Origin of the sequence: Pseudomonas sp. R1-43-08 (assembly GCF_003852255.1) — a bacterium.
In the GTDB taxonomy this organism is placed as follows: Bacteria; Pseudomonadota; Gammaproteobacteria; order Pseudomonadales; family Pseudomonadaceae; genus Aquipseudomonas.
On record NZ_CP027734.1, the window covers coordinates 3,844,413 to 3,866,629 of the forward strand.

Consider the following 22,217-nt stretch of genomic DNA (forward strand, 5'->3'; position numbering starts at 1 on the left):
GCGCCCGGTTAATCATCGGTTAATCAACGCCACACATTGTGTGTCTCACTTGTATCGAACTAAGGCTGGACCATGCGGCATCTATTGACCTTTCTGCTGGTGTTGTTCGCGGGGCTGGCCCAGGCCGCGCCGGGCAACCCTTTCGAGACCAAACCTGATTTCCTGCCGGTGGGCAAAGCGTTCACCTTTACCTCCGAACGTCTTGAAAGCGGCGAGACCCAGCTGTACTGGCAGATTGCCGACGGTTACTACCTGTACCAGCAGCGCATGAAATTCGACGGCCTGGCCGAGAAGCCTGTGTTGCCCCAGGGCGAAGCCCATAGCGACGAGTTCTTCGGCGAACAGCAAGTGTATCGCCAGGGCCTGGAAGTGAAGATCCCGGCCGGCGCCACCGGCCAGGTCAAACTGGGCTGGCAGGGCTGCGCCGATGCCGGCCTGTGCTATCCGCCGCAATCGATCACCGTGGACCTGGGCGGCACCCCGGCAGGCGCCGCCACCGCCGAGGCCCAGGACCAGAGCCTGGCCAGCGGCCTGCAACAGCGCAGCCTGGGCTGGAGCCTGTTGATCTTTTTCGGCCTGGGCCTGTTGTTGGCGTTTGCGCCCTGTTCGCTGCCGATGCTGCCGATCCTCGCCGGGCTGGTGGTGGGCAGCGGTGCCAGCCCGCGTCGCGGCTTTGCCTTGGCCAGCAGCTACGTGGTGTGCATGGCCCTGGTGTATGCCGCGCTGGGCGTGATGGCCGCGTTGCTCGGCGGCAACCTTGCCGCACTGCTGCAAACCCCGTGGATCCTCGGCAGTTTCGCCGCGTTGTTCGTGCTCCTTGCCCTGCCGATGTTCGGCTTCTTTGAACTGCAACTGCCGGCCTTCCTGCGCGATCGCCTGGACCATGTCAGCCGCAAGCAAAGCGGTGGCAGCCTGGTCGGTGCCGGTATTCTCGGCGCGTTGTCCGGCCTGCTGGTGGGCCCGTGCATGACCGCGCCCCTGGCCGGCGCCTTGCTGTATATCGCCCAGAGCGGCAATGCGCTGCACGGTGGCCTGATCCTGTTTGTCATGGGTATCGGCATCGGCATTCCGCTGTTGCTGCTGGTCACCGTGGGCAACCGGTTCCTGCCCAAGCCGGGCACCTGGATGAACGTGCTCAAGGGCATCTTCGGCTTCCTGTTTCTCGGCACCGCCGTACTGATGATCCGCCCGGTGGTCGACGAAAGCCTGTGGATCGGCCTGTGGGGCGCACTGGCGCTGGTCATGGCCTATTGTGGCTGGGCCCTGGCCCGTGAATACGGCCTGGCCGCCAAGGTGTGTGGCGCCGGTTCCCTGCTGCTGGGACTGTGGGGCGCGATATTGGTAGTGGGCGCGGCGGGTGGCAGCGATGAGCTGTGGCAACCGCTGAAGGTCTACAGCGGCGCGCAGGTCTCGGCCACCGCCAGCGCGCACGATGCGTTCGTGACCATCAACGACCCCGCCGCCCTGCAAAGCCAGCTCGACAGCGCCAGGGCCCAGGGCCAATGGGTGCTGGTGGATTACTACGCCGACTGGTGCGTGTCGTGCAAGATCATGGAAAAACAGGTGTTCGGTAGACCTGAAGTGATGGATGCCTTGAAAGACGTGCGCCTGCTGCGCCTGGACGTTACCGCCGACAACGCCGCCAGCCGCGAACTGCTTGGCCGTTACAAAGTCCCTGGGCCACCGAGCTTCGTGTGGATCGGCCCGGACGGTGAAGAACGTCGTGCCCAGCGCATCACCGGCGAAGTGGATGCCGCCGCCTTCCTGCAACGCTGGACGCAAACCCGAGACGCGCGCTGATGCTGACCCTCACCATCGGCACCTTCGCCATCGCGCTGAATCATATCCTGCTGATCAGCGCGCTGATTCTTGCCACCCTGGTGGGCTGGCGCGTGGCCAAACGTGGCGGTGAAAACCCCGAATCGGTGCTGTTCAGCCTGTTCCTGCTCGGCATGCTGACCGCGCGCGTCAGCTTTGTACTGATGTACTGGAGCGATTACCGCAACGACTGGCTGCAGATGGTCGACCTGCGCGACGGCGGCTTTCTCGCCTGGCCCGGCGTTATCGCCTTGGTGCTGGGAGCGCTGGCCTACGGCTGGCGGCGCCCGGCCCTGCGCAAGCCACTGAGTGCCGGGGTAATCAGCGGCCTGGTGTTCTGGGGCATGGCCAGCCTGTCCCTGCACCTTTACGACAAGGGCTCGCAACTGCCGGACATCACCTTGCGCGATGCCAATGGCAATGTAGTGCAACTGGCCGATTACAAAGGCGGCCCGCTGGTGATCAACCTCTGGGCCACCTGGTGCCCGCCGTGCCGTCGGGAAATGCCGGTGCTGGAACGCGCGCAGCACCAACGCCCGGACGTCACCTTCCTGTTCGTCAACCAGGCCGAGAGCATGCAAAGCGTCAGCACGTACCTGGCCACTCAGGGCCTGAACCTGGATAACGTGCTGTTTGACGCCAGCGGTCGCCTCGGCCAGGCCGTGGGTTCCATGGCCCTGCCCACCACCCTGTTCTACACAGCCGACGGGCGCCTGATCAACAGTCACCTGGGTGAGCTGTCCCAAGCCAGCCTGGCCCGTGCCATGGAACCCTTCGACACCGTCCCACAAAGGAAACCCACATGCCTCGCCTCCGCCACCTGCTGACCCTGCTGCCTTTGACGCTCGCCGCCACCCTGGCCCAGGCCGAAGACTGGCCGGCCCCGATCAAACAGATCGAAGCCAAGGGCGCTAAAATCCTCGGAAAATTCGACGCCCCCAGCGGCCTCACCGGCTACGCCGCGCAATACCAGAACCGCGGCATGGCGCTGTACCTGACCGCCGACGGCAAAAGCGTGATCGCCGGCAACCTGTACGACGCCCAGGGCAACGACCTGAGCAGCGCGCCCCTGGAAAAACTGGTGTACGCACCGATGTCCAAGGAAGTCTGGGCCAAGATGGAAAAGAGCAGTTGGATCCAGGACGGCGACGTCAATGCACCGCGCACCGTCTACCTGTTCAGCGACCCCAACTGCCCGTACTGCAACATGTTCTGGGAACAAGCCCGCCCTTGGGTAAAAGCCGGCAAGGTGCAGTTGCGCCACATCATGGTCGGCATCATCCGCGAAGACAGCCCAGGCAAATCCGCAGCGCTGTTAGCCGCCAAAGACCCGCAAAAAGCCCTGGAAGAACACGAAGGCGCCGGCAAGGGCAGCAAGTTGCAGGCACTGGCCAAAATCCCGGCGGATATCGAGGCCAAGCTCGATGCCAATATGAAGTTGATGGAGGAACTGGAGTTGTCGGCGACGCCGGCGATTTTCTATCTGGATGACAAGGGGGGCTTGCAGCAACAGCAAGGGGCGCCGTCGCCGGAGAAGTTGGTGAAGATACTGGGGCCCAAATAAGCAACGCGCATACGTTATGGATAAGGCCTCCGAACATCGAAGGCCTTATGCTTGATCCACCTCAGTTAACTATTGCTGGACTTCGTTGAGCTTGAGCATAGTGACTCCAAAATCGTTACCACGGACCGCACCCATTTGGTGATTATTAACGCTAAGCCTTGCGGTCCTTGAAGTAGCTACGAATACGCCCTCAAGTGTCTGCCAGGTTGTCGGAGGCTGTATCACAGCGGTTATATCTTTTCTATCAACGGCTAACGCCATGAGGGGGGAGGCGCCTTGACCACTACTATTACAGACCAAGGCTGAGAAATGATATGAGCGCCCCGGTTCCAGATCGGTGAAAATCTTAAACATTTTCTCGCTCTCAGTAGCAGGGTTGGATGTATCTGTATAACTGTAGTCACGCAACCAGTAACCAATCCAGCCGCCCCACGGATCATCTCTCAACTCCAGATCGTTGGGGTCTAATGCACCTAAGCCTCTCTGCCAACCATTCCAGCCTTTGCCGGATGGGTCAAAATCAGTGAGGTCGTAAAGCGCTGTGATGAAGTTCAACGTCAACGGCTGAAACTTGATCTCGACGCTTTTAACCGGATCTGGGCCTATGAAATGCGAAAAGTTAATGGTGATCTGCGTATTACTTGCTAACTTCTCCAAATCCGAGCGTGGGATCAAGCACGACAATTCGTACCTATCACTGCTTTCGAGGCGCCTCGCCATGATCGGTACGGTGGTCGAAGAGCCATCTTTTGCAGTTCCTTCAAGCGTCATAACCCCGAAATGCCCCTCCATGAAAAACCACCACGCCAAATCGACGTCGACATCGGAGCTCTTGACGATGACCTCTGCATCCTTCCCTGGGAAGGTACGCAGATCCAGGATGTTGCCAGTGGCCTGCCTCACCACGGGACGAGGACGCCGCGCCATGATGGGCTCACCAACCTGCAACTCCAGTGTCTCGGACACCATCTGCTTGCAGGCATTGATTACGGTATAAGAAATCAGTGCCGTCTTGCGCAAGCTGTTGATCACTTGTTCGCGGGAGGCAAGGAAAGTGACCGGGTCGGACGTGCCCTGCTGCAAAGGCAGTGACCAGCAACTGTCCTCCCCTTTCAAGCACCATTGGGCAGTATGCTGATGGCTCGGTTGATAGCCATCGTAAACCGCCTCGACATGCCCCCCTTCGCGACCGTTCCACGCCACCAAAACACCGCCCTGTGCCTCCCTGACTGTGGGTGCCCGTGGCGTCAGGGGTTGCTGGTAAATTGTGAATGTTGCGGGTGGGAATTCGAGGGCGTCCTTCAGTTCGCTCGCCTCGCAAAAGCTGGCCTTGACGCGCAGTTCGAACTTGGAGCAATCGCCGATCTTCTCCAATGCAACCCTTGGAATATCAGCCCTGACGCCGTCGCTTTTCCAAGCGTCCGTGACAACTTCACCGTCCAGGATATCCAAGCGGTAAGCGCTGCCGTCTGCATGTTTAGCATCGATCCACATCCAGCAATGGCTCGCGCACTGACCATATGCCCCCAAGGGCGCTATCACGTTTGCATCCCCTGAAAAGTTATCAAGGCACAACAACCGATCCGGGTTCGCTTCTTCAATCAACGGGCGCTCAAATTCGGCTGTTAAAACGTTGATCACCCTTACTGGGGACGGCTGTACCGTGCCACTGACGGCGAGGTCATAGCTCAACGTCATCTGCTTGTTGAAGAAACATGCCACCACACAGGCCGGCAGTTTGACGACAGGCATCTCGCCGTCCTGTTCAACCGTGTAATCCCCCAACGGCTTTTTCGCATAACCGGGCCCGCTTACACTAAACCGCACCTCGTCACCTTTGTAAGTGTCCAGCCCCTGGATAACGATCTCCCCTCCCTCCTGGGTGTTTTCAGGATTGAGGCACCACTCACCGTTGTAATGCGCGGACTCGCGCAAGTGCGGCGGTTTCAGATCCAGCGCAGGGTCGACCCGTAGCAATGAGGTAGTGCGCAGGTGGAAATCCTCGGCGTTCACTGGGAGCGGATTCTCCAGAAGCGGATCGCCAGGCGCAGGGTATACCGGGGCGGTGGTGTCCCAAATCACGCCCAGGTGAGCGGTGATCGCCGAATAGTCATCCAGCCTGGACAGCCAGCCTCGCGAAAGCGTAAAGCGGAAAACATGGTCTGGATGGGCTTCGTGCTCCTGCACCACATGATCCCTGGCCACCCAGGCGAAGCGATAGGGCGCGACATGCTGGTTACCCGCAACAACGGCAAACAACCGCTGCCCGGGTTGAATCATCGGCCAGGCCTTGATCGCGACAATTTCATCCCCCGTAAACTCCTGCATGCGCAGGTACCAGGTACTCCACTCCTCCTTGGCATGGGTAAACACCGGCCTTGAGACGACGAGATGCTCCTCCCTGATCTGTTGGATTTCCAGTTCCAGCGTCAAGGACTCCAATGCCCGCCCCCCTGCATTGGCCGTGTACTTGATCAATACCGTGTGCCCGATGCAGTAGCTGATCCACCGTGCCGGAATGTCGACGACATTCACGCCATTTTCGACAGAAACTGGCTCGAATCTCGGCTCGTCCTGATCCTTGACCGCCATATAGAACATGACGTTGGTGGCATTCGCCGGCAGCGTCAGCGTGGCCGTCGTGCCATTGATTGCATCGATGGGATACAGCAGGCTGTTGTTCGCAGCGTGCTCGATAATCGCATAGGGCAGTTCCGCTTCAACGGCTGGCAGCGAATTAGCTGTCTGAATGGAACCGGTTTTTTTTGCAGATATTTTGCTCGCCACGATAAGACTCCTGTCCAGCGTTAGATCACCGTCGGGCCCGGCCGGATGGGCCGGAAACTGCGGTTATCTAACCCTTGGATCAAGAACCTTGCCTACTGTCAGAATTAACAGTTCTGCTGGACAGCCTAGGCGTTTCAGACCAGCGGCCGTCTCAAAGCCCCGCCAATGCGCCATCCATGCAACGCCAACTCAGCCAGGAGAATACCCGCATTGGGCGGGCACTCACCTAGAACAACAACTCATGGGGTTCGCTAACTGTATATCAGCAAACACAGCTTATTCGCGGTAGCACATGCTGAAGTTATCGATAAACGAGTAGTCCTGTACAAGTACCGTCATCCACGCTACCGAGGTCCCAGGCGACGTTGCCAACTCGACCCAGAAACCGCCTCGCCAATCCTCGGTATAGGTCTCTTGCCGGACCACATTACCGGTGGGGCCATAAAAGGTGACTGTCCCTGGGCGTTGTTTCCAGGACCAACTGAACCTGACAGATTCCAGCTCACGACTGAAATCAAATCGATGCAGCTGTGGTGGAATTTGATGATCGGAATGTTGGCACATGACAAAGTGGTTACCTGAGTAATAGTTGTCATTACCATAGGTCGCTATACCTGCCAGACCCGCCCCCGATTGAAAGGTTATTTTCATCAACTTCGTCTGAACACTGCCGCCTGCGGCAAACGTCCCCTGCGCCAGTCCCTCAAAGCGCTCTTCCTGACAGATCAGTTGGCGCTTCACAATCAGGTTCAACACTGGAAAAGTGATGGAATCCCTTTCTGAATCGTTGCTATCTGGCGTTGTAATGCAGGTGACGGTCAGGGGAGAATTATGTTTTAACAGCAAAATATCTGATCGACTCATCGTTTGAGAGAGCCCCGCTTGGGACTCCTCAGCGGTAAGCGGCAGGCCCTTCACCACATAGAAAGTATGCTCAGTGCCATCTTTTTTGATACCCGTGCATTTGAGCCAGACACGTTGCCCGGCCAGCGCAAACCACCAGGTTTCAACTGTGATTAGAGCATCTGCGGGGAAGGTAGCCAGATCGAGAATGCCGTATTGAGTAGCGCGTGGCGTGGCCTGTTCCACCACCGGCGTCGGCAGGCGCACCGGTACGCTGATGTGCAAATTCAAATCATCTGAAGTCTGCACCTTGCAAGCACTGGTGACGGTGTAGCTGATCTTCACCGTTTTGCCGATGCTTTCGATCACCGCCTCTCGAGGTACCAAAAAGGTAGTGGTTCCGCTGGCGCTGCCCGGCTGGGAGTCCAGCGGCCAGCACGCTCCGTCTGGCTTCGTCCAGCACAGACTGAGGGTGTGATTGGGGTGGTTACCGAGGTAACTCACCTCGACATGCACGCCATTTCGTCCATTCCACACGGTCAGCTCGTTGCCCACAGCCTCATGCACGGTGGGCGCTTTGAGCACTCGCTGTTCCTGGACGATGGTGAAAGATCGAGCCGGGAATTCGCGGGCGGTCGATCGATCGCACTGTCCATCGAAGCTCGCCGCAAAATGCAGCTTGAAGTCGCTGCAATCCGCCAGTTTTTTCAGAGTATTCCGGGCGATGGACGTATCCACGCCATCGATTAGCCAGTGCGGCTTCAGTGGCACGTCCTGCAACACATCCAACTGCAAGGCCGCGCCGTCCTCATCCACGCCCGTCAGCCACATCCAGCAACATTGGCCCTCTTTGGCATAGTCAAAAAGAGGTACCACACCCGTGGCATCGTTGTTGAACGTAGTGAGATTAACGGTCCCCATCGTCGCTTCTTCGATATCCGGTGTGGTCAGGTGCGGAGCAAGCACTTTGATGTGGCGATCAGGGGAAGATTGGGGTAGATAACTGTTGAACTGGAGGCTGTAGTTGAGCGTCAGCGTCTTGTCGAATAGCGCTGCAACGATATCGGGGGCAACATCGTACGACAGGCTCGTCTCGTCTTTCTTCACGTCCTGGCAGCCGAGGGCCACCGGCGCGTAATTCGGGCCCGACGCATAGGCACAGACATGGTCGCCCTCGAACATGCCGTCGTAGCTGACGATTGCATGCCCGCCGTTGACCGTATTGGTAGGGTTGACCTGCCATTGACCTGGGGGTAGCTCCACCGACTCCTTCAAGTGCGGTGGGTTCAGTTCCTGTCCGGGGTCGACCAGCAACAACGAAGTGGTGCGCAGGTGGAAATCCTCGGCGTTCACTGGGAGCGGATTCTCCAGAAGCGGATCGCCAGGCGCAGGGTATACCGGGGCGGTGGTGTCCCAAATCACGCCCAGGTGAGCGGTGATCGCCGAATAGTCGTCCAGCCTGGACAGCCAGCCTCGCGAAAGCGTAAAGCGGAAAACATGGTCTGGATGGGCTTCGTGCTCCTGCACCACATGATCCCTGGCCACCCAGGCGAAGCGATAAGGCGCGACATGCTGGTTACCCGCAACAACGACAAACAACCGCTGCCCGGGTTGAATCATCGGCCAGGCCTTGATCGCGACAATTTCATCCCCCGTAAACTCCTGCATGCGCAGGTACCAGGTACTCCACTCCTCCTTGGCATGGGTAAACACCGGCCTTGAGACGACGAGATGCTCCTCCCTGATCTGTTGGATTTCCAACTCCAGCGTCAGGGATTCCAGTGCACGCCCCCCTGCATTGGCCGTGTACTTGATCAATACCGTGTGCCCGATGCAGTAGCTGACCCACCGTGCCGGAATGTCGACGACATTGATGCCATTTTCCACAGAGATCGGCTCGAAGCTTGGCTGGTCCTGATCCTTGACCGCCATATAGAACATGACGTTGGTGGCATTCGCCGGCAGCGTCAGCGTGGCCTTCGTGCCATTGATTGCATCGATGGGATACAGCAGGCTGTTGTTCGCAGCGTGCTCGATAATCGCATAGGGCAGTTCCGCTTCAACGGCTGGCAGCGAATTAGCTGTCTGAATGGAACCGGTTTTTTTTGCAGGTATTTTGCTCGCCACGATAAGACTCCTGTCCAGCGTTAGATCACCGTCGGGCCCGGCCGGATGGGCCGGAAACTGCGGTTATCTAACACGTGGATCAGAAATCCTGCCTACTGTCAGAATTGACAGTTCTGCTGGAAAAACCCGATCTTCCAGACCAACGGCCGCCTCACAACCCCTCCAACTCCGCCATCAAATCACTCAACCGATCCACCTTCTCGGCACTGATCTCATTCCCCGCCAACCCCTCGATATACTCGGTCAGCTCCGCCACCGTGCTGCATTCGAACATCGCCCGCAGCGGCACATCCCGCTGCAGCGTCTTCTGCACCCGCGACGCAATCTGCGTGGCCAGCAGCGAGTGCCCGCCCAGTTCGAAGAAGTTGTCCTGCACCCCTACCCGTTCGACCTTGAGCACCTCGGCCCAAATGTCGGCCAGGGTAGCTTCCAGCGCGTTGCGCGGTGCCAGGTAGTCCTGGCTGTGCAACTGGCCGATCTCCAAGGCCGGCAGGGCCTTGCGGTCGAGTTTGCCGTTGGCGTTGAGCGGCAGGCGTTCGAGCCAGAGCCAGTGCAGCGGCACCATGTATTCCGGCAGTTCGGCGCGCAGGCGTTGCTTGATACGGTCCAGGCGTTCGCCAGGGTTCAACGCCTCATCCGCAGCCACCAAATAGCCAACCAGGTGCTTGCCGTTGACGCCCTCCTGGACACCGACCGCCGCATCACGCACCTCGGGTTGTTCGTGCAGGCGCGCTTCGATTTCACCCAGTTCGATGCGGTAGCCGCGAATCTTCACCTGGTGGTCAACCCGCCCGACATACTCCAACACGCCGTCACTGCGCCGCCGTGCCAGGTCGCCGGTGCGGTACAGCCGCTCGCCCGGTGCGCCGAACGGGTTCGGCACGAACACCGGTGCGGTGCGCAACGGGTCGCTGACGTAACCACGACCGACCCCGATACCGGCCACGCACAGTTCGCCGACAGCGCCTTGGGGCACCAATTCCAGTGCGCCGTCCAACAGGTACAAGCGGTTGTTGTCGGTGGGCATGCCAATCGGCAAATAGGTGCCCCGCGTCGAGGCCAGGTCGACACGGTAGAACGCCACATCGTCCGAGCATTCCGCCGGGCCGTATGCGTTGACCAGGCCGATGTGCGGGTAGCGCAACAGCCACTGGTGCGCCAGCTCCGGCGGCATCGCTTCCCCGGTCGGCAGCATCCAGCGCAGGCCGTCAAGGCGGACAGCGTCCTGGGCGAGCATGCCCTGGATCAGTGACGGCACGCTTTCCAGCACAGTAATGCCTTGTGCCTGGACGTGAGCCAGCAAACCCTGGGGATCATGGGCAAGGCTGTTGGGCACGATGTCTACCCGCGCGCCGAACAGCGGCGCGGCGAGGAATTGCCACACGGAAATATCGAAGCTTTGCGAAGCCGTCTGCGCGATCACATCCGTCTCGCTCAGTTGCAGGTAGGGCACCTTGCTCAACTGGTTATTGAGCATGCCGCGCTGTTCGACCATCACGCCTTTGGGCAAGCCGGTGGAACCCGAGGTATAGATCACATAGGCGAGGTTGTCCGGAGCGCTATAGACACCGGGATTCTCGCCACGAGCCGGTACTTCCTCCCACACCAGCAACTGGCAGTCGAAGCCTTCGAGCAGTTCGATGGCCTGTTCCCGGCAGGCTTCGCTGCACACCAGCAACGGCGTGCGGCTCAGGTCGATGATGCGGCGCAGGCGCGGGCTCGGCAGCCCAGGATCCAGCGGCAAGTAGCCGGCACCGGCCTTGAAGCTGCCGATGATCATGCCCAGCAGCTCCAGATTACGCTCGGCCAGCAACGCCACCGGCTGGTCCGGGCCGACACCCGCCGCGATCAGCGCATGCCCCAGGCCGTTACTGCGCCGGTTCAACTCGTCATAGCTCCATTGCCGGTCAAGACAACTGGCGGCGATACGCTGCGGATGCTGCGCCACCTGTTCCTCGAACAGCTCGACATAACTGCGCTGCAGCGGATAGTCGTGTTCGCTCTGGTTGCAGCCGTGCACCAGGAATTCACGTTCCTGCTCGCCAATCAGCGCCAGCTCGGCCATGTCGCCATGGAAGCCCTGCACCAGCGCCAGCAGTAACCGTTTGAACTCGCCGAGCATGCCTTGCACGGTGCTTTCATCGAAGTAGCGCTGGTCATAGGACAAGTGCAGGCCAAGATCATCGCTGGGGTAGCACACGGCGGTCAGCGGGAAGTTGGTGTGGGTGCGGCCGGAGTCCGAGGTAGCCTTCAGGCTTTGCGCGTGGCTCAGCACCGAGCTTTCCACCGGGGCGTTTTCGAACACGAACAGGCTGTCGAACAGCGGCTGGCCCTTGGGCAGTTCGCTGAGTTCCTGAATCGTTACCAAGGGCAGGTATTCGTACTCGCGCAATTGCATATTGCTGTCGAGTAGGCCGCTCAGCCAGTCGCGCACGCTGCAACGCTGGTCGTCTGCCGGCAGTTTTACCCGCAGGGCGATGCTGTTGATGAACAGGCCGACGGTGCGTTGCATCTCGGGCATCTGCACCGGACGCCCGGCCACGGTGACGCCGAACAGCACGTCACGCTCGCCGCTCAAGCGCCGCAGTACCAACGCCCAGGCCGCCTGGGCGAAGGTGTTGACCGTCAATTGGTGGGCCTGGGCCAGCTCGCGCAATTGCGCACCATCACGGGCATCCAGGCGGGTGTAACAATCGCCGACCACCATGCCGCCGCTGTGGCCGGCATGTTCGCGCAGGAAGGGCCGGTCGCTCGGGATCGGCGTGGTGCGCTCGAACCCTTGCAAGTTGTGCTGCCACCACTGGCGCGCTTCGTTCAGGTCCTGGCGTTGCAGCCAGGCGATGTAGTCGCGGTAACGCGGCGGCGTTGCCAGTTGCGCATCGCGACCTTCGCCCAGGGCCCTGTAGATTTCGAAAAAATCATTCATCAAAAGCGAACGGCACCAGGCATCGATGAGAATGTGGTGGTTGCTCATCATGAACCAGTAGCGCGCCTCGCCCACACGGATCAGGCGCAGGTGGAACGGCGCCTGGTTGAGCAGATCGAAACCGGCTTCGCGCTCGGCCTTGAGCAAGGCTTGCAGACGCGGTTCGTGCTCGTGCTCGGGATCGGCGCTCCAGTCCAGGTATTCGATCGGCGTGCTGCCCGGCTTGTGGATCACTTGCAGCATGTCTTCGCCGACGTTCCAGCAGAACGAGGCGCGCAAGGCTTCGTGGCGGGCGATCACCCGTTGCCAGGCCTCGGCGAAACGCTCGGGGTCCAGGGCGCTGTTGATGCGGTAGCGGTCCTGCATGTAATACAGGCCGGTGCCCGGTTCCAGCAGGGTGTGCAGCAGCAGGCCCTCTTGCATCGGGGTCAGCGGGTAGACGTCTTCGATGACGTTGGCGGGTACTGGCAAGCTGTCCAACTGCGCCTGGGTCAGTTGGGCCAGCGGGAAGTCGGACGGCGTGAAGCCGCCGGCATCGTTTTCGAGACAATGGGCGATCAGGCTGTGCAGTTCGGCCAGATACGCCTCGGCCAGTGCGCGGATAGTGTCTTGATCGTGGCGTTCGCGGCTGAAGGTCCAGCGCAGCACCAGTTCGCCGCCGTACACCTGGCTGTCGACGCTCAGCTCGTTGGGCAGCGGTGCGTCCGGATCGTGCGCGAGCCCGGCGGATTCATCCAGCGGATGGAACAGCGCATCGGTGCCGAAGCTCTGGTCGAACTGGCCGAGGTAATTGAAGGTAATCGCGGCGCTCGGCAACGCCGCCAGGGTGCGTTTGCACAGGTCGTCCGCCAGGTAGCGCAGCACGCCGTAGCCCAGGCCTTTATGCGGTACGCCGCGCAGTTGCTCCTTGATGGCCTTGATCGAATCGCCCGGTTGCGCCTGCGGGGTCAGGCGCAGCGGATAAGCACTGGTGAACCAGCCGACGCTGCGGGTCAGGTCGATGTCATCGAACAGGCTTTCGCGGCCGTGGCCTTCCAGTTGAATCAACGCCGAATCGTGGCCGCTCCAGCGGCACAGCACGCGGGCCAGGGCGGTCAGCAACAGGTCGTTGACCTGGGTGCGGTAGGCGCTCGGCGCGTGTTGCAGCAATTGCCGGGTGCGTTCGGCATCCAGGCGCACGCTGACCGTCTCGGCGTCACGGTTGCGCCGTGCACCTTGTGGGCGAGCCACCGGCAACGCCAGCGCCGGGCCCGCCAACTGCGCTTGCCACAGGCTCAGTTCTTCGCGCAGGGATTCGCTGTGGGCATACGCCTGCAAACGCGCCGCCCACTCGCGCAACGCGCTGGTCTTGGCCGGCAGGCTGACGGACTGGCCATCGCTCAGTTGGCGATAAACAGTTTGCAGGTCCTCGAGCAACACGCGCCATGACACGCCGTCCACCACCAGGTGATGGATGACGATCAGCAGGCGCTGCTGGCCTTGGGGGCCGTCCACCAGCAAGGCACGCAGCAGCGGGCCGTGTTCCAGGTCGAGGCTGCGCTGGGTGTCGGTGCACAGCGCGGTGCAGTCGGCCATGTCGCGCACTTGCGCCTGCATCAGTACGCCGCCTTGCGGCACGGCCAGGTGTTCGGCGTGCCATTGGGCGTCGCGGCGGGTGAAGCTCAGGCGCAGCGCGTCGTGATGCTCCAGCACCGCCAGCAGGGCCTGCTCCAGGCGGTGTGGGTCGAGCAGTTGCAGCGGCTTGAGCAGCAGCGCCTGGTTCCAGTGCTGACGCGCCGGAATGTCAGTGTCGAAGAACCACTGCTGGATCGGCGTAAGGCCCGAAGCTCCGGTAATCACACCTTGCTCGGCGCTGACCTGCTCGGCGCGCGTGGCAACGGCGGCCAGGCTTTGCACGGTCTGGTGCTGGAACAGGTCACGCGGGCTGAAATGAATGCCCGCCTGCCGCGCACGGCTGACCACCTGGATCGACAGGATGGAATCGCCGCCCAGCTCAAAGAAGTTATCGTCCAGGCCGACTTGCTGCAGGTTCAACACCGCGCACCAGATCGCTGCCAGGCTTTGCTCCAACGCGTTGCGTGGCGCCACGTAGTGTTGGCGATTCGCCTCGGGGTCCGGCTCGGGCAAGGCACGCCGGTCGAGCTTGCCGTTGGCGGTCAGCGGCATGCTGTCGAGCACCATCACATGGGCGGGCACCATGTAGTCCGGCAGTTGCGCCTTGAGCCGGGCCTTCACCGCGTCACGCAACGCGCCGTGCTCAGCGTCGCTGACCAGATACGCCACCAGCTGTTTGCCACTCGGTGAATCCAGCGCCAGCACCACCGCTTCGCGCACGGCGTCATGTTCCAACAGGCGGGTTTCGATCTCGCCCAACTCAATGCGGAACCCGCGAATCTTCACTTGATGGTCGATACGCCCCAAGTATTCCACCAACCCATCGGCACGTTGGCGCACCAGGTCACCGGTGCGGTACAGACGCCCGCCATTCGCCGCGAACGGGTCAGCGACAAAACGCTCCGCCGTCATCCCCGCACGCTGGTGATACCCCTGGGCCAGGCCTGCCCCGCCGACATACAACTCACCGCTTGCGCCTTGCGGCACCAGGGCCAGGTCGGCATCAAGAATGTAAGCCACGCGTGCGCCGATGATGCTGCCAATCGGTACGCTGGCGGCGCCCTCTTCCAGTTGCTCCGGCGCCAGGCAGGCCAGCGGCATCACCACGGTTTCGGTCGGGCCATAAGCGTTGAAGAACACCTGTGGCTGGAACGCGCTGCGAATGCGCTGCAGGTGTTCGCCGGTCAAGGCTTCACCGCCGGTGATGCACATGCGCACCGGCAGGGTCTGCTGTTGCGTGGCCAGCCATTGCGCCAACTGGCTGCCGTAGCTGGGCGTAAACCCGAGGATGCTGATGCGGTGGGTGCGGATCAGCGCGCAGATTTCCTCGGCATCCCACTGGCCCTGGGCACGCAAAACCACCTGAGCACCACTGAGCAACGGCACCAGCAAGCGCTCGGTGGCGGCGTCGAAGTTGATCGAATAAAAGTGCAGTTCGCAGTCGTCCGGGCGCATGCCAAAACGCTCGATCACCGCCTGGCAATGCATGGCGATTTCGCCATGGCACACCACCACGCCTTTGGGCTTGCCGGTGGAACCTGAGGTGTAGATCAGGTACGCCGGGTGTTGCGCCAGGCTGATCATCGGCAGCTCGCCGGCCGGGTAGTTGCTCAGCAGCGGCAGGTCGTGTTCCAGGCACCAGGTCGCGACGCTCGCCGGCAACGGGCCGAGGGCTTCGAACATCGGCGCATCGCTGAGCAGCAGGCCGATGCCGCTGTCTTCGATCATGTAATGCAGGCGGTCCAGCGGGTATTCCGGGTCCAGCGGCACGTAGGCGCCGCCGGCCTTGAGGATCGCCAGCAGGCCGATGACCATTTCCAGCGAACGCGGCAGCGCCAGGCCGACGCGCATCTGCGGGCCAACGCCGCGCTCGCGCAGCATCCAGGCCAGGCGATTGGCGCGGGCGTCAAGCTCGGCGTAAGTGAGCGTCACCCCGGCAAAGGTCAGCGCCGGCGCATCGGCACGCTTGCGCGCCTGCTCACTGAACAGTGGGTGAATGCACTGGTCGAGCCGATGCTCACCGGCCTCCACCCCGAGGCTGTCCTGCACGGCGCACTGCTCGGTGGCGCTGAGCAGGGGCAATTCGCTGAGGCGTTGCTGCGGGTTGTCGATCAGCGCTTCCAGCAGGTTGCGCCAATGCGCGGCCATGCGGGCAATGCGCGGCTCGTCGAACAAATCGGTGCTGTAGGTCAGGCAGCAGCCCAGGCGATGATCGAGGTCAGTGACTTCCAGGTTGAGGTCGAACTTGGTGGCGCGGGCATCGTTGGCCAGGTACTCGACGCTCATGCCGGCCAGTTGGCGGCGTTGCTGGAACTCCCAGCGCTGCACGTTGCACATCACCTGGAACAGCGGGTTATATGCGGCGCTGCGCGGCGGTTGCAGCGCCTCCACCAGATGGTCGAACGGCAGGTCCTGATGGGACTGGCCTTCGATCACGGTGTGACGCACCTGCTCGAACAGCTGCGCGACATTCATCTGCCCATCGAGTTGGCAACGCACTACCTGGGTGTTGAGGAACGCACCGATCAGCCCTTCGCTTTCCGGACGGATCCGATTGGCTACCGGCGCGCCGATGCGCAGGTCGGTCTGGCCGCTGTAGCGGTAGAGCAACACGGCCAGGGTGGCGGTCATGGTCATGAACAGAGTCAGGCCATGCTCGGCGTTGAACGCGCGAACACGGGTGGCCAATGCGTCGCTCAGGTCGAAGCGGTACAGCTCGCCCCGGTGACTTTGCACCGCTGGGCGCGGGCGGTCACCAGGCAGCTCCAGCAGCGGGTGTTCGCTGCCCAGTTGCGCGGTCCAGTAATCCAGCTGGCGTTGCCGCTCGCCCGCTTCCAACCACTGGCGCTGCCACACGCTGTAGTCCAGGTATTGCACCGGCAGCGGCGCCAGCGGTGAGTCGCGCTCGTCGATGAAGGCTTCGTAGAGCGCACTGAGTTCACGGGCAAAGATGTCCATGGCCCAGCCTTCGGTGACGATATGGTGCAGGGTCAGCACCAGGTAATGCTCTTGTTCGCCGGCCTTGACCAGGCAGGCGCGCAGCAACGGCCCGGTTTCCAGGTTGAATGGCGTATGCGCTTCCTGATCCGCCAGTTGCTGCAAACGCTGCTGACGCTCGGTTTCAGTCAGCGCCGAGACGTCCTGCCAGTCCATGCGCAGGCCGGTCTGTGGCGAGACTTTCTGACAGGCCACGCCATCGACGCTCGGGAAGGTGGTGCGCAGGGTTTCGTGACGCATGATCAAGGCCTGCAACGCCGCCTCGAAACGCCCCACGTCCAGCACCCCGCGCAAGCGCGCCATGCCGCCAACGTTATAAGCCGGGCTGTCCGGTTCCATCTGCCAGAGGAACCACATGCGCTGCTGGGAATAGGACAGCGGCACGGGTTGGCTGCGGTCGACCTTGGCGATTGCAGTCTGTTGGTTGCGTTGGCCCGAGGCCTGGATCAACCCGACCTGCTCGGCAAACGCACCCAGCTCGCTGGCGTCGAACAAGGTGCGCAACGGCAGTTCGACATCGCAGGCCTGGCGGGTGCGGGAGACGATTTGCGTTGCCAGCAGCGAGTGGCCGCCGAGGGCGAAAAAGTCGTCGCGCAGGCCAATACGGGGCAGGCCGAGCACTTCGCGCCAGATCGCGGCAATTTGCTGCTGCAACGGCGTTTCGGGTTCGACGTGTTCGCGGGTTTGCCACACCGGTTCGGGCAGTGCGCGGCGGTCGAGTTTGCCACTGGGGCTCAGGGGCATCGCGTCCAGGCGCATGAGGTAGGCAGGCACCATGTACTCGGGCAGGTCAACGGCCAGGGCGGCTTTCACTGCCTGTGCATCCAGTTCGGCCGGGCCGGTGTAGTAACCGATCAACTGGCCGTCCCGTACCTGCACCACGGCGTGGGCGATGCCGTCCAACGCCAACAGGCGGGCTTCGATTTCCTGCGGTTCCACCCGAAAGCCGCGCAGCTTGACCTGCTGATCGAGACGGCCCAGATATTCAAGCACGCCATCGACACTCCAGCGCGCACGGTCACCGGTGCGATACAGACGCGTCCCGGCTGCGCCCAGCGGGTCGGCGACAAAGCGTTCGGCGGTGAGCCCCGCACGGCCGAGGTAACCGCGCGCCAGGCCGATGCCGCCGATGCACAGTTCACCCGGCACACCGGCCGGCAACGGGTTGAGCTGTTCGTCCAGCACCCGGCAGATCACATTGCCCAGTGGCCGGCCAATCGGCGAGCGCTCGCCATCCTCCACGGCGCAGTGCCAATGGGTGACGTTGATCGCGGTTTCGGTCGGGCCATAACGGTTGTGCAACTGCACCGCCGGCAGGCGTGCCAGGACGCGGTTGCGCAACTGCGCGGGCAAGGCTTCGCCGCCGGAGAACAGCCGGCGCAGGCTGGTGCATTCGGTAACCAAGGGTTCATCGATAAACAACTGCAACAGCGGCGGCACGAAGTGCAACGTGGTCACGCCATGTTCCTGCACCAATTGCGCGATGCAATGAGGATCACGGTGCTCGCCAGGGCCGGCCAGTACCAGACGGCACCCTGTGATCAGCGGCCAGAAGCACTCCCACACCGACACGTCGAAACTGATCGGCGCCTTTTGCATCAGCACGTCGCTGGCATCCAACGTGTAGGTGGCCTGCATCCACTGCAACCGCTCGGCCAGCGCCGCATGGGTATTGCCCACGCCCTTGGGCTGGCCGGTGGAGCCGGAGGTGTAGATCACGTAGGCGAGGTTGTCGCCGTGCAGGTGCAGGCCCGGTGGCTGGGTCGGCCAGCGGTCCAGGTGCAGGCTGTCCATGGCGATCACACACACGCCTGCCACCGTCGGCAGTTGTTCCAGCAGTGCGGTTTGGGTCAACAGCAGGTGCACGCCGCTGTCCTCGAGCATGTAGGCCAGGCGCTCGGCGGGGTACTCCGGGTCGAGCGGCACATAAGCACCGCCGGCCTTGAGGATCGCCAGCAGGCCGATCAGCAACTGCGGCGAACGCTCGGCGGCGATGCCCACGCAGACGTCCGGGCCGACGCCCTTGTCGCGCAGGTAATGTGCCAGACGGTTGGCCTGGGTATGCAACTGGGCAAAGCTCAGGCTGCCAGCTTGCCAGACCAGCGCGGGGGCGTGCGAAGTGTGCTGGTTGAGCAGCTCGGGCAACCACTGCCGGGCCGGCGCGCAGGGTGCCTGGCTCCATGCCTGTTGCTCGTCCTCTGCGGTCAGTTTCAGCTCGCCCAAGGCTTGCTGCGGTTGTTCGCAGACCGCTTGCAGCAGGTGGATGTAATGCTCGGCCAGGCGCTGCACGGTTGCCGGCTCGAACAGCTCATCGGCGTAGTCGAAGGCCAGGCTCAAGCGCCCGGTGCGGTCTGCTTCGCTGTGCAGTTGCAGGTCGAACTTGGCTTCACGGCTGTGCCACGGCAGTTCCTCGGCGAGCAGGCCCGGCAGGCGGCGCAGGGCGCTGAGGTCACGTTGCTGGTGGTTGAACATGACCTGGAACAGGCCCTGTTCCCGCGCCTGGGGGAAGGCCTCCAGCAGTTGTTCGAACGGCAGGTCCTGATGCGCCTGGGCGTCCAATGCAGCCTGGCGTGTCGCGGCCAACAGCTGGTTGAAAGGCTGGAGCCCGTCGAGCTCGGCGCGCAATACCAGGGTGTTGATGAAGAACCCGACCAGCCCTTGGGTTTCCTGGCGCGAGCGATTGGCGTTGGGCACGCCGATGCGGATATCGCGCTGGCCGCTGTAGCGATACAACAGCGTCTGGAACGCGGCCAGCAGCAGCATGAAGGGGGTGGCTTCATGGGCCTGTGCGGTCTGGCGAATCGCGTCACTGAGCTTGGCGCTCAGGCGTACGGTATGGCGCGAGGCGCTGTTCAGACGCTGCGCCGAGCGCGGGTGGTCAGTGGCGAGGTCGAGCGTCGGGTGATCGCCCTCAAGCGTTGCCTGCCAGTACGCCAGTTGCCGCTGGCCTTCACCTGCGGCCAGCCATTGGCGCTGCCAACTGCCGTAGTCGGCGTATTGCAGGCTCAGTGGCGGCAGCTCCAGGGGCTGGCCCTGGGACGCGGCCGCGTAGAGACGGGAGAACTCGTCGATCAGAATAGTCAGCGACCAGCCATCGGCGATGATGTGGTGCAGGGTGACCAGCAACTGGTGGTCTTCTTCATCCAGGCGCACCAGGGTCACCCGCAGCAGCGGGCCTTTTTCCAGGTCGAACGAAGTACGTGCCTGGTCTTCACGGATTTGCTGCGCACGGGCTTCGCGCTCGGCGCCGGGCAGGTCGCTGAGGTCGATGGTGTGCAGGTCGAACACCGCACTGGACTCGATGCGCTGGAACCCTTCGCCGTCACGCTCATAGAAACGCGTGCGCAGGGCTTCGTGGCGCTGGACCAGGTGCTGGAAGCTTGAGCGCAGCGCGTCTTCATCCAACGCGCCGCGCAGGCGCAGGGCGCCGGGGATGGTGTAGGCGCTGCTGTGAGGGTCCAGCTGCCAGGTGATCCACAAGCGGTTCTGGGCCAGGGATTGCGGCAGCTCGTGCTGGCGCGACAGCGCATCCATTGCGCCTTGTGCAACGCCGCCGGCCTGCTGCACCTGCGCGACGCTGGCGGCAAAGCCTTGCAGGGTGGGCGCCTCGAACAGCAGGCGCAGGTTCAGCTCCAGGCCCAGGGTTTCACGCAGGCGCGCGACCACCTGGGTGGCACTGATGGAGTTGCCGCCAAGCAGGAAAAAATGATCATCGGCGGCAACCGTGGCCACTTGCAGCTGCTCACACCAGATCGCCGCGATCTGCTGTTGCAGGGCCGACGCCAGCGCGACCTCACTCGCCGGCGCTTGCACCTCGGGGAACTGCGCATAGCGGTCGAGGCTGCCATCGGCATGGCGCAGCGCACACGCCGCCCGTTGCACCTTGCCGCTGGAGGTTTTCGGCAGCGCGCCAGGGTTGAGCAGCACCACCACGCTAGGCGCCTCTTGGTAAGCCTCGGCCACCGCTTGGCGAATCGCCTTGATCAGCGCTTCGGGCGGCAGGATTTTCTGCACGCTGCGGCTGATTTCCGCAGCGATGCCAATGCCTTCCAGGCCCTGATCATTCACCGCAAAGGCCGCCACCCGGCCTTTGCGCACCACCTCGACCTCACGCTCGATGGTTTGCTCGATGTCCTGTGGATACAGGTTGTGCCCGCGCACGATCAGCAGGTCTTTCAAGCGCCCGGTGATGTACACCTCACCGTCACGGATAAACCCCAGGTCGCCGGTGCGCAGCCAGGTCCGGCCGGCGTGCTGGACGAATGTCTTGGCGGTGGCTTCAGGGTTGCGCCAGTAACCCTGGGCGATGCTCGGGCCGCTCGCCCAGAGTTCGCCCACGCAATTGTCGGCCAACTCGCTCAGCGTGTGGGGATCGGCGATCAGCACGGCGTGGTCCGGCTGCTGAGTGCCGCAACTCATGACGGCCCTGCCCTGCCCCGGCGCGGCGCGGTTGGCGGCCAGCGCGTGCTCATCGACGTGCAGCGCAGGGATGCCTTGGCCACGGGTGCCGCCCGCGACGAACAGGGTCGCCTCGGCCAGGCCGTAGGAAGCAAAGAAATTGCTTGAGGTGAAACCGCAGGCGGAGAACTTGTCGATAAAACGTTCCAGGGTGTCCAGCCGGATCGGTTCGGAGCCGGAATAGGCCACGCGCCACTGGCTCAGGTCCAGGCGTTCCAGGGCCGACTCGCTGACCCGTTCGCTGCACAGGCGGTAGGCGAAATCCGGGCCGCCGCTGATGGTGCCGCCGTATTCGCTGATCGCTTCCAGCCAGCGCAACGGCCGCGCCAGAAAGTAGGCCGGCGACATCAACACGCACGGCACGCCGCTGAAGATCGGCTGCAGCAGGCCGCCGATCAGCCCCATGTCGTGGTAGAGCGGCAGCCAGCTGACGATGACATCGTGCGGGTTGAGGTCGATGCCAAAGCCGCGACGGATCAGCACTTCGTTAGCCACCAGGTTGCCGTGGCTGACTTGCACGCCCTTGGGCAACGCGGTGGAGCCGGAGGTGTATTGCAGGAAGGCAATGTCGTCGGCTTGCAGCGCGGGGGCGACCCAGTGATCGGCCAGCTGTGCGTCGAGGGTGTCTACGCTCAAGACCGGTGGTGCGTGGTCAACCTGCGCCAGGCTTTCGCCGAGACTGGCGATGGTCAGCAGCAGGCGCGGCTCGGCATCGCTGATGATCGACAGCAAGCGCTCCTGGTGATGCCGCTTGGTGGATTCCGGCGGATAGGCCGGCACCGCGATTACCCCGGCGTACAGGCAGCCGAAGAACGCTGCGACATAGTCCGGGCCGCTGGGGAACAACAGCACTGCGCGCTCGCCCATCGCGACATCGGCTTGCAAGGCGGCAGCGATGGTGCGGGCGCGTTGGTCCAGGTCACGGTAGCTGAGCACCACGCTGTGCTCGGCGGACTCGGCCAGAAAGCGCAGGGCTATCTGGTCCGGCGTCTGTGCGGCACGGCGTTGGAGGGACTGGACCAGGGTGCGGGGAAGTTCGAAGGCGTCCATCATGGGGTTCCTGCCTGAAATCGGCTTACGGGA

Annotated in this window: 6 protein-coding genes; 3 read left to right on the plus strand and 3 right to left on the minus strand. The window is 62.5% G+C overall.

The window, feature by feature from the left end; translation table 11 throughout:
• Positions 1 to 72: 72 nt before the first annotated feature.
• The 3 genes from dsbD to dsbG are packed head-to-tail and all read left to right on the plus strand — an operon-like array spanning position 73 to position 3,382.
• Positions 73 to 1,800, plus strand: coding sequence for a protein-disulfide reductase DsbD (dsbD, locus tag C4J87_RS17600; RefSeq protein ID WP_124367823.1), 1,728 nt, complete (start codon positions 73 to 75; stop codon positions 1,798 to 1,800).
• Positions 1,800 to 2,645: a TlpA disulfide reductase family protein gene (locus C4J87_RS17605; protein WP_124367824.1), complete on the plus strand. Its 846-nt coding sequence runs from the start codon at positions 1,800 to 1,802 to the stop codon at positions 2,643 to 2,645. Before dsbD ends, C4J87_RS17605 begins: the two co-directional genes overlap by 1 nt.
• Complete coding sequence (dsbG, locus tag C4J87_RS17610; protein ID WP_124367825.1) at positions 2,621 to 3,382, plus strand: thiol:disulfide interchange protein DsbG; 762 nt, start codon at positions 2,621 to 2,623, stop codon at positions 3,380 to 3,382. Before C4J87_RS17605 ends, dsbG begins: the two co-directional genes overlap by 25 nt.
• 69 nt (positions 3,383 to 3,451) lie before the next feature.
• On the opposite strand, the gene C4J87_RS17615 is transcribed toward dsbG, so the two are convergent.
• From C4J87_RS17615 to C4J87_RS17625, 3 genes are all read right to left on the minus strand, one after another.
• Positions 3,452 to 6,169 carry a hypothetical protein gene (locus C4J87_RS17615; RefSeq protein ID WP_124367826.1) on the minus strand — a complete coding sequence of 906 codons (2,718 nt, stop codon included), beginning with the start codon at positions 6,167 to 6,169 and terminating at the stop codon, positions 3,452 to 3,454.
• 276 nt (positions 6,170 to 6,445) lie between these two features.
• Positions 6,446 to 9,139, minus strand: coding sequence for a hypothetical protein (locus tag C4J87_RS17620; protein WP_124367827.1), 2,694 nt, complete (start codon positions 9,137 to 9,139; stop codon positions 6,446 to 6,448).
• Between the two features lie 151 nt (positions 9,140 to 9,290).
• Positions 9,291 to 22,187 (minus strand): non-ribosomal peptide synthetase, encoded by a 12,897-nt coding sequence (locus C4J87_RS17625; protein WP_124367828.1) that lies wholly within the window; start codon positions 22,185 to 22,187, stop codon positions 9,291 to 9,293.
• Positions 22,188 to 22,217: the final 30 nt, after the last annotated feature.

Coding starts and splice junctions, on each gene's coding strand:
- C4J87_RS17625 (WP_124367828.1), bottom strand. CDS start 22,187: ATGATGGACGCCTTCGAACTTCCCCGCACCCTGGTCCAGTCCCTCCAA.
- dsbG (WP_124367825.1), top strand. CDS start 2,621: ATGCCTCGCCTCCGCCACCTGCTGACCCTGCTGCCTTTGACGCTCGCC.
- C4J87_RS17605 (WP_124367824.1), top strand. CDS start 1,800: ATGCTGACCCTCACCATCGGCACCTTCGCCATCGCGCTGAATCATATC.
- dsbD (WP_124367823.1), top strand. CDS start 73: ATGCGGCATCTATTGACCTTTCTGCTGGTGTTGTTCGCGGGGCTGGCC.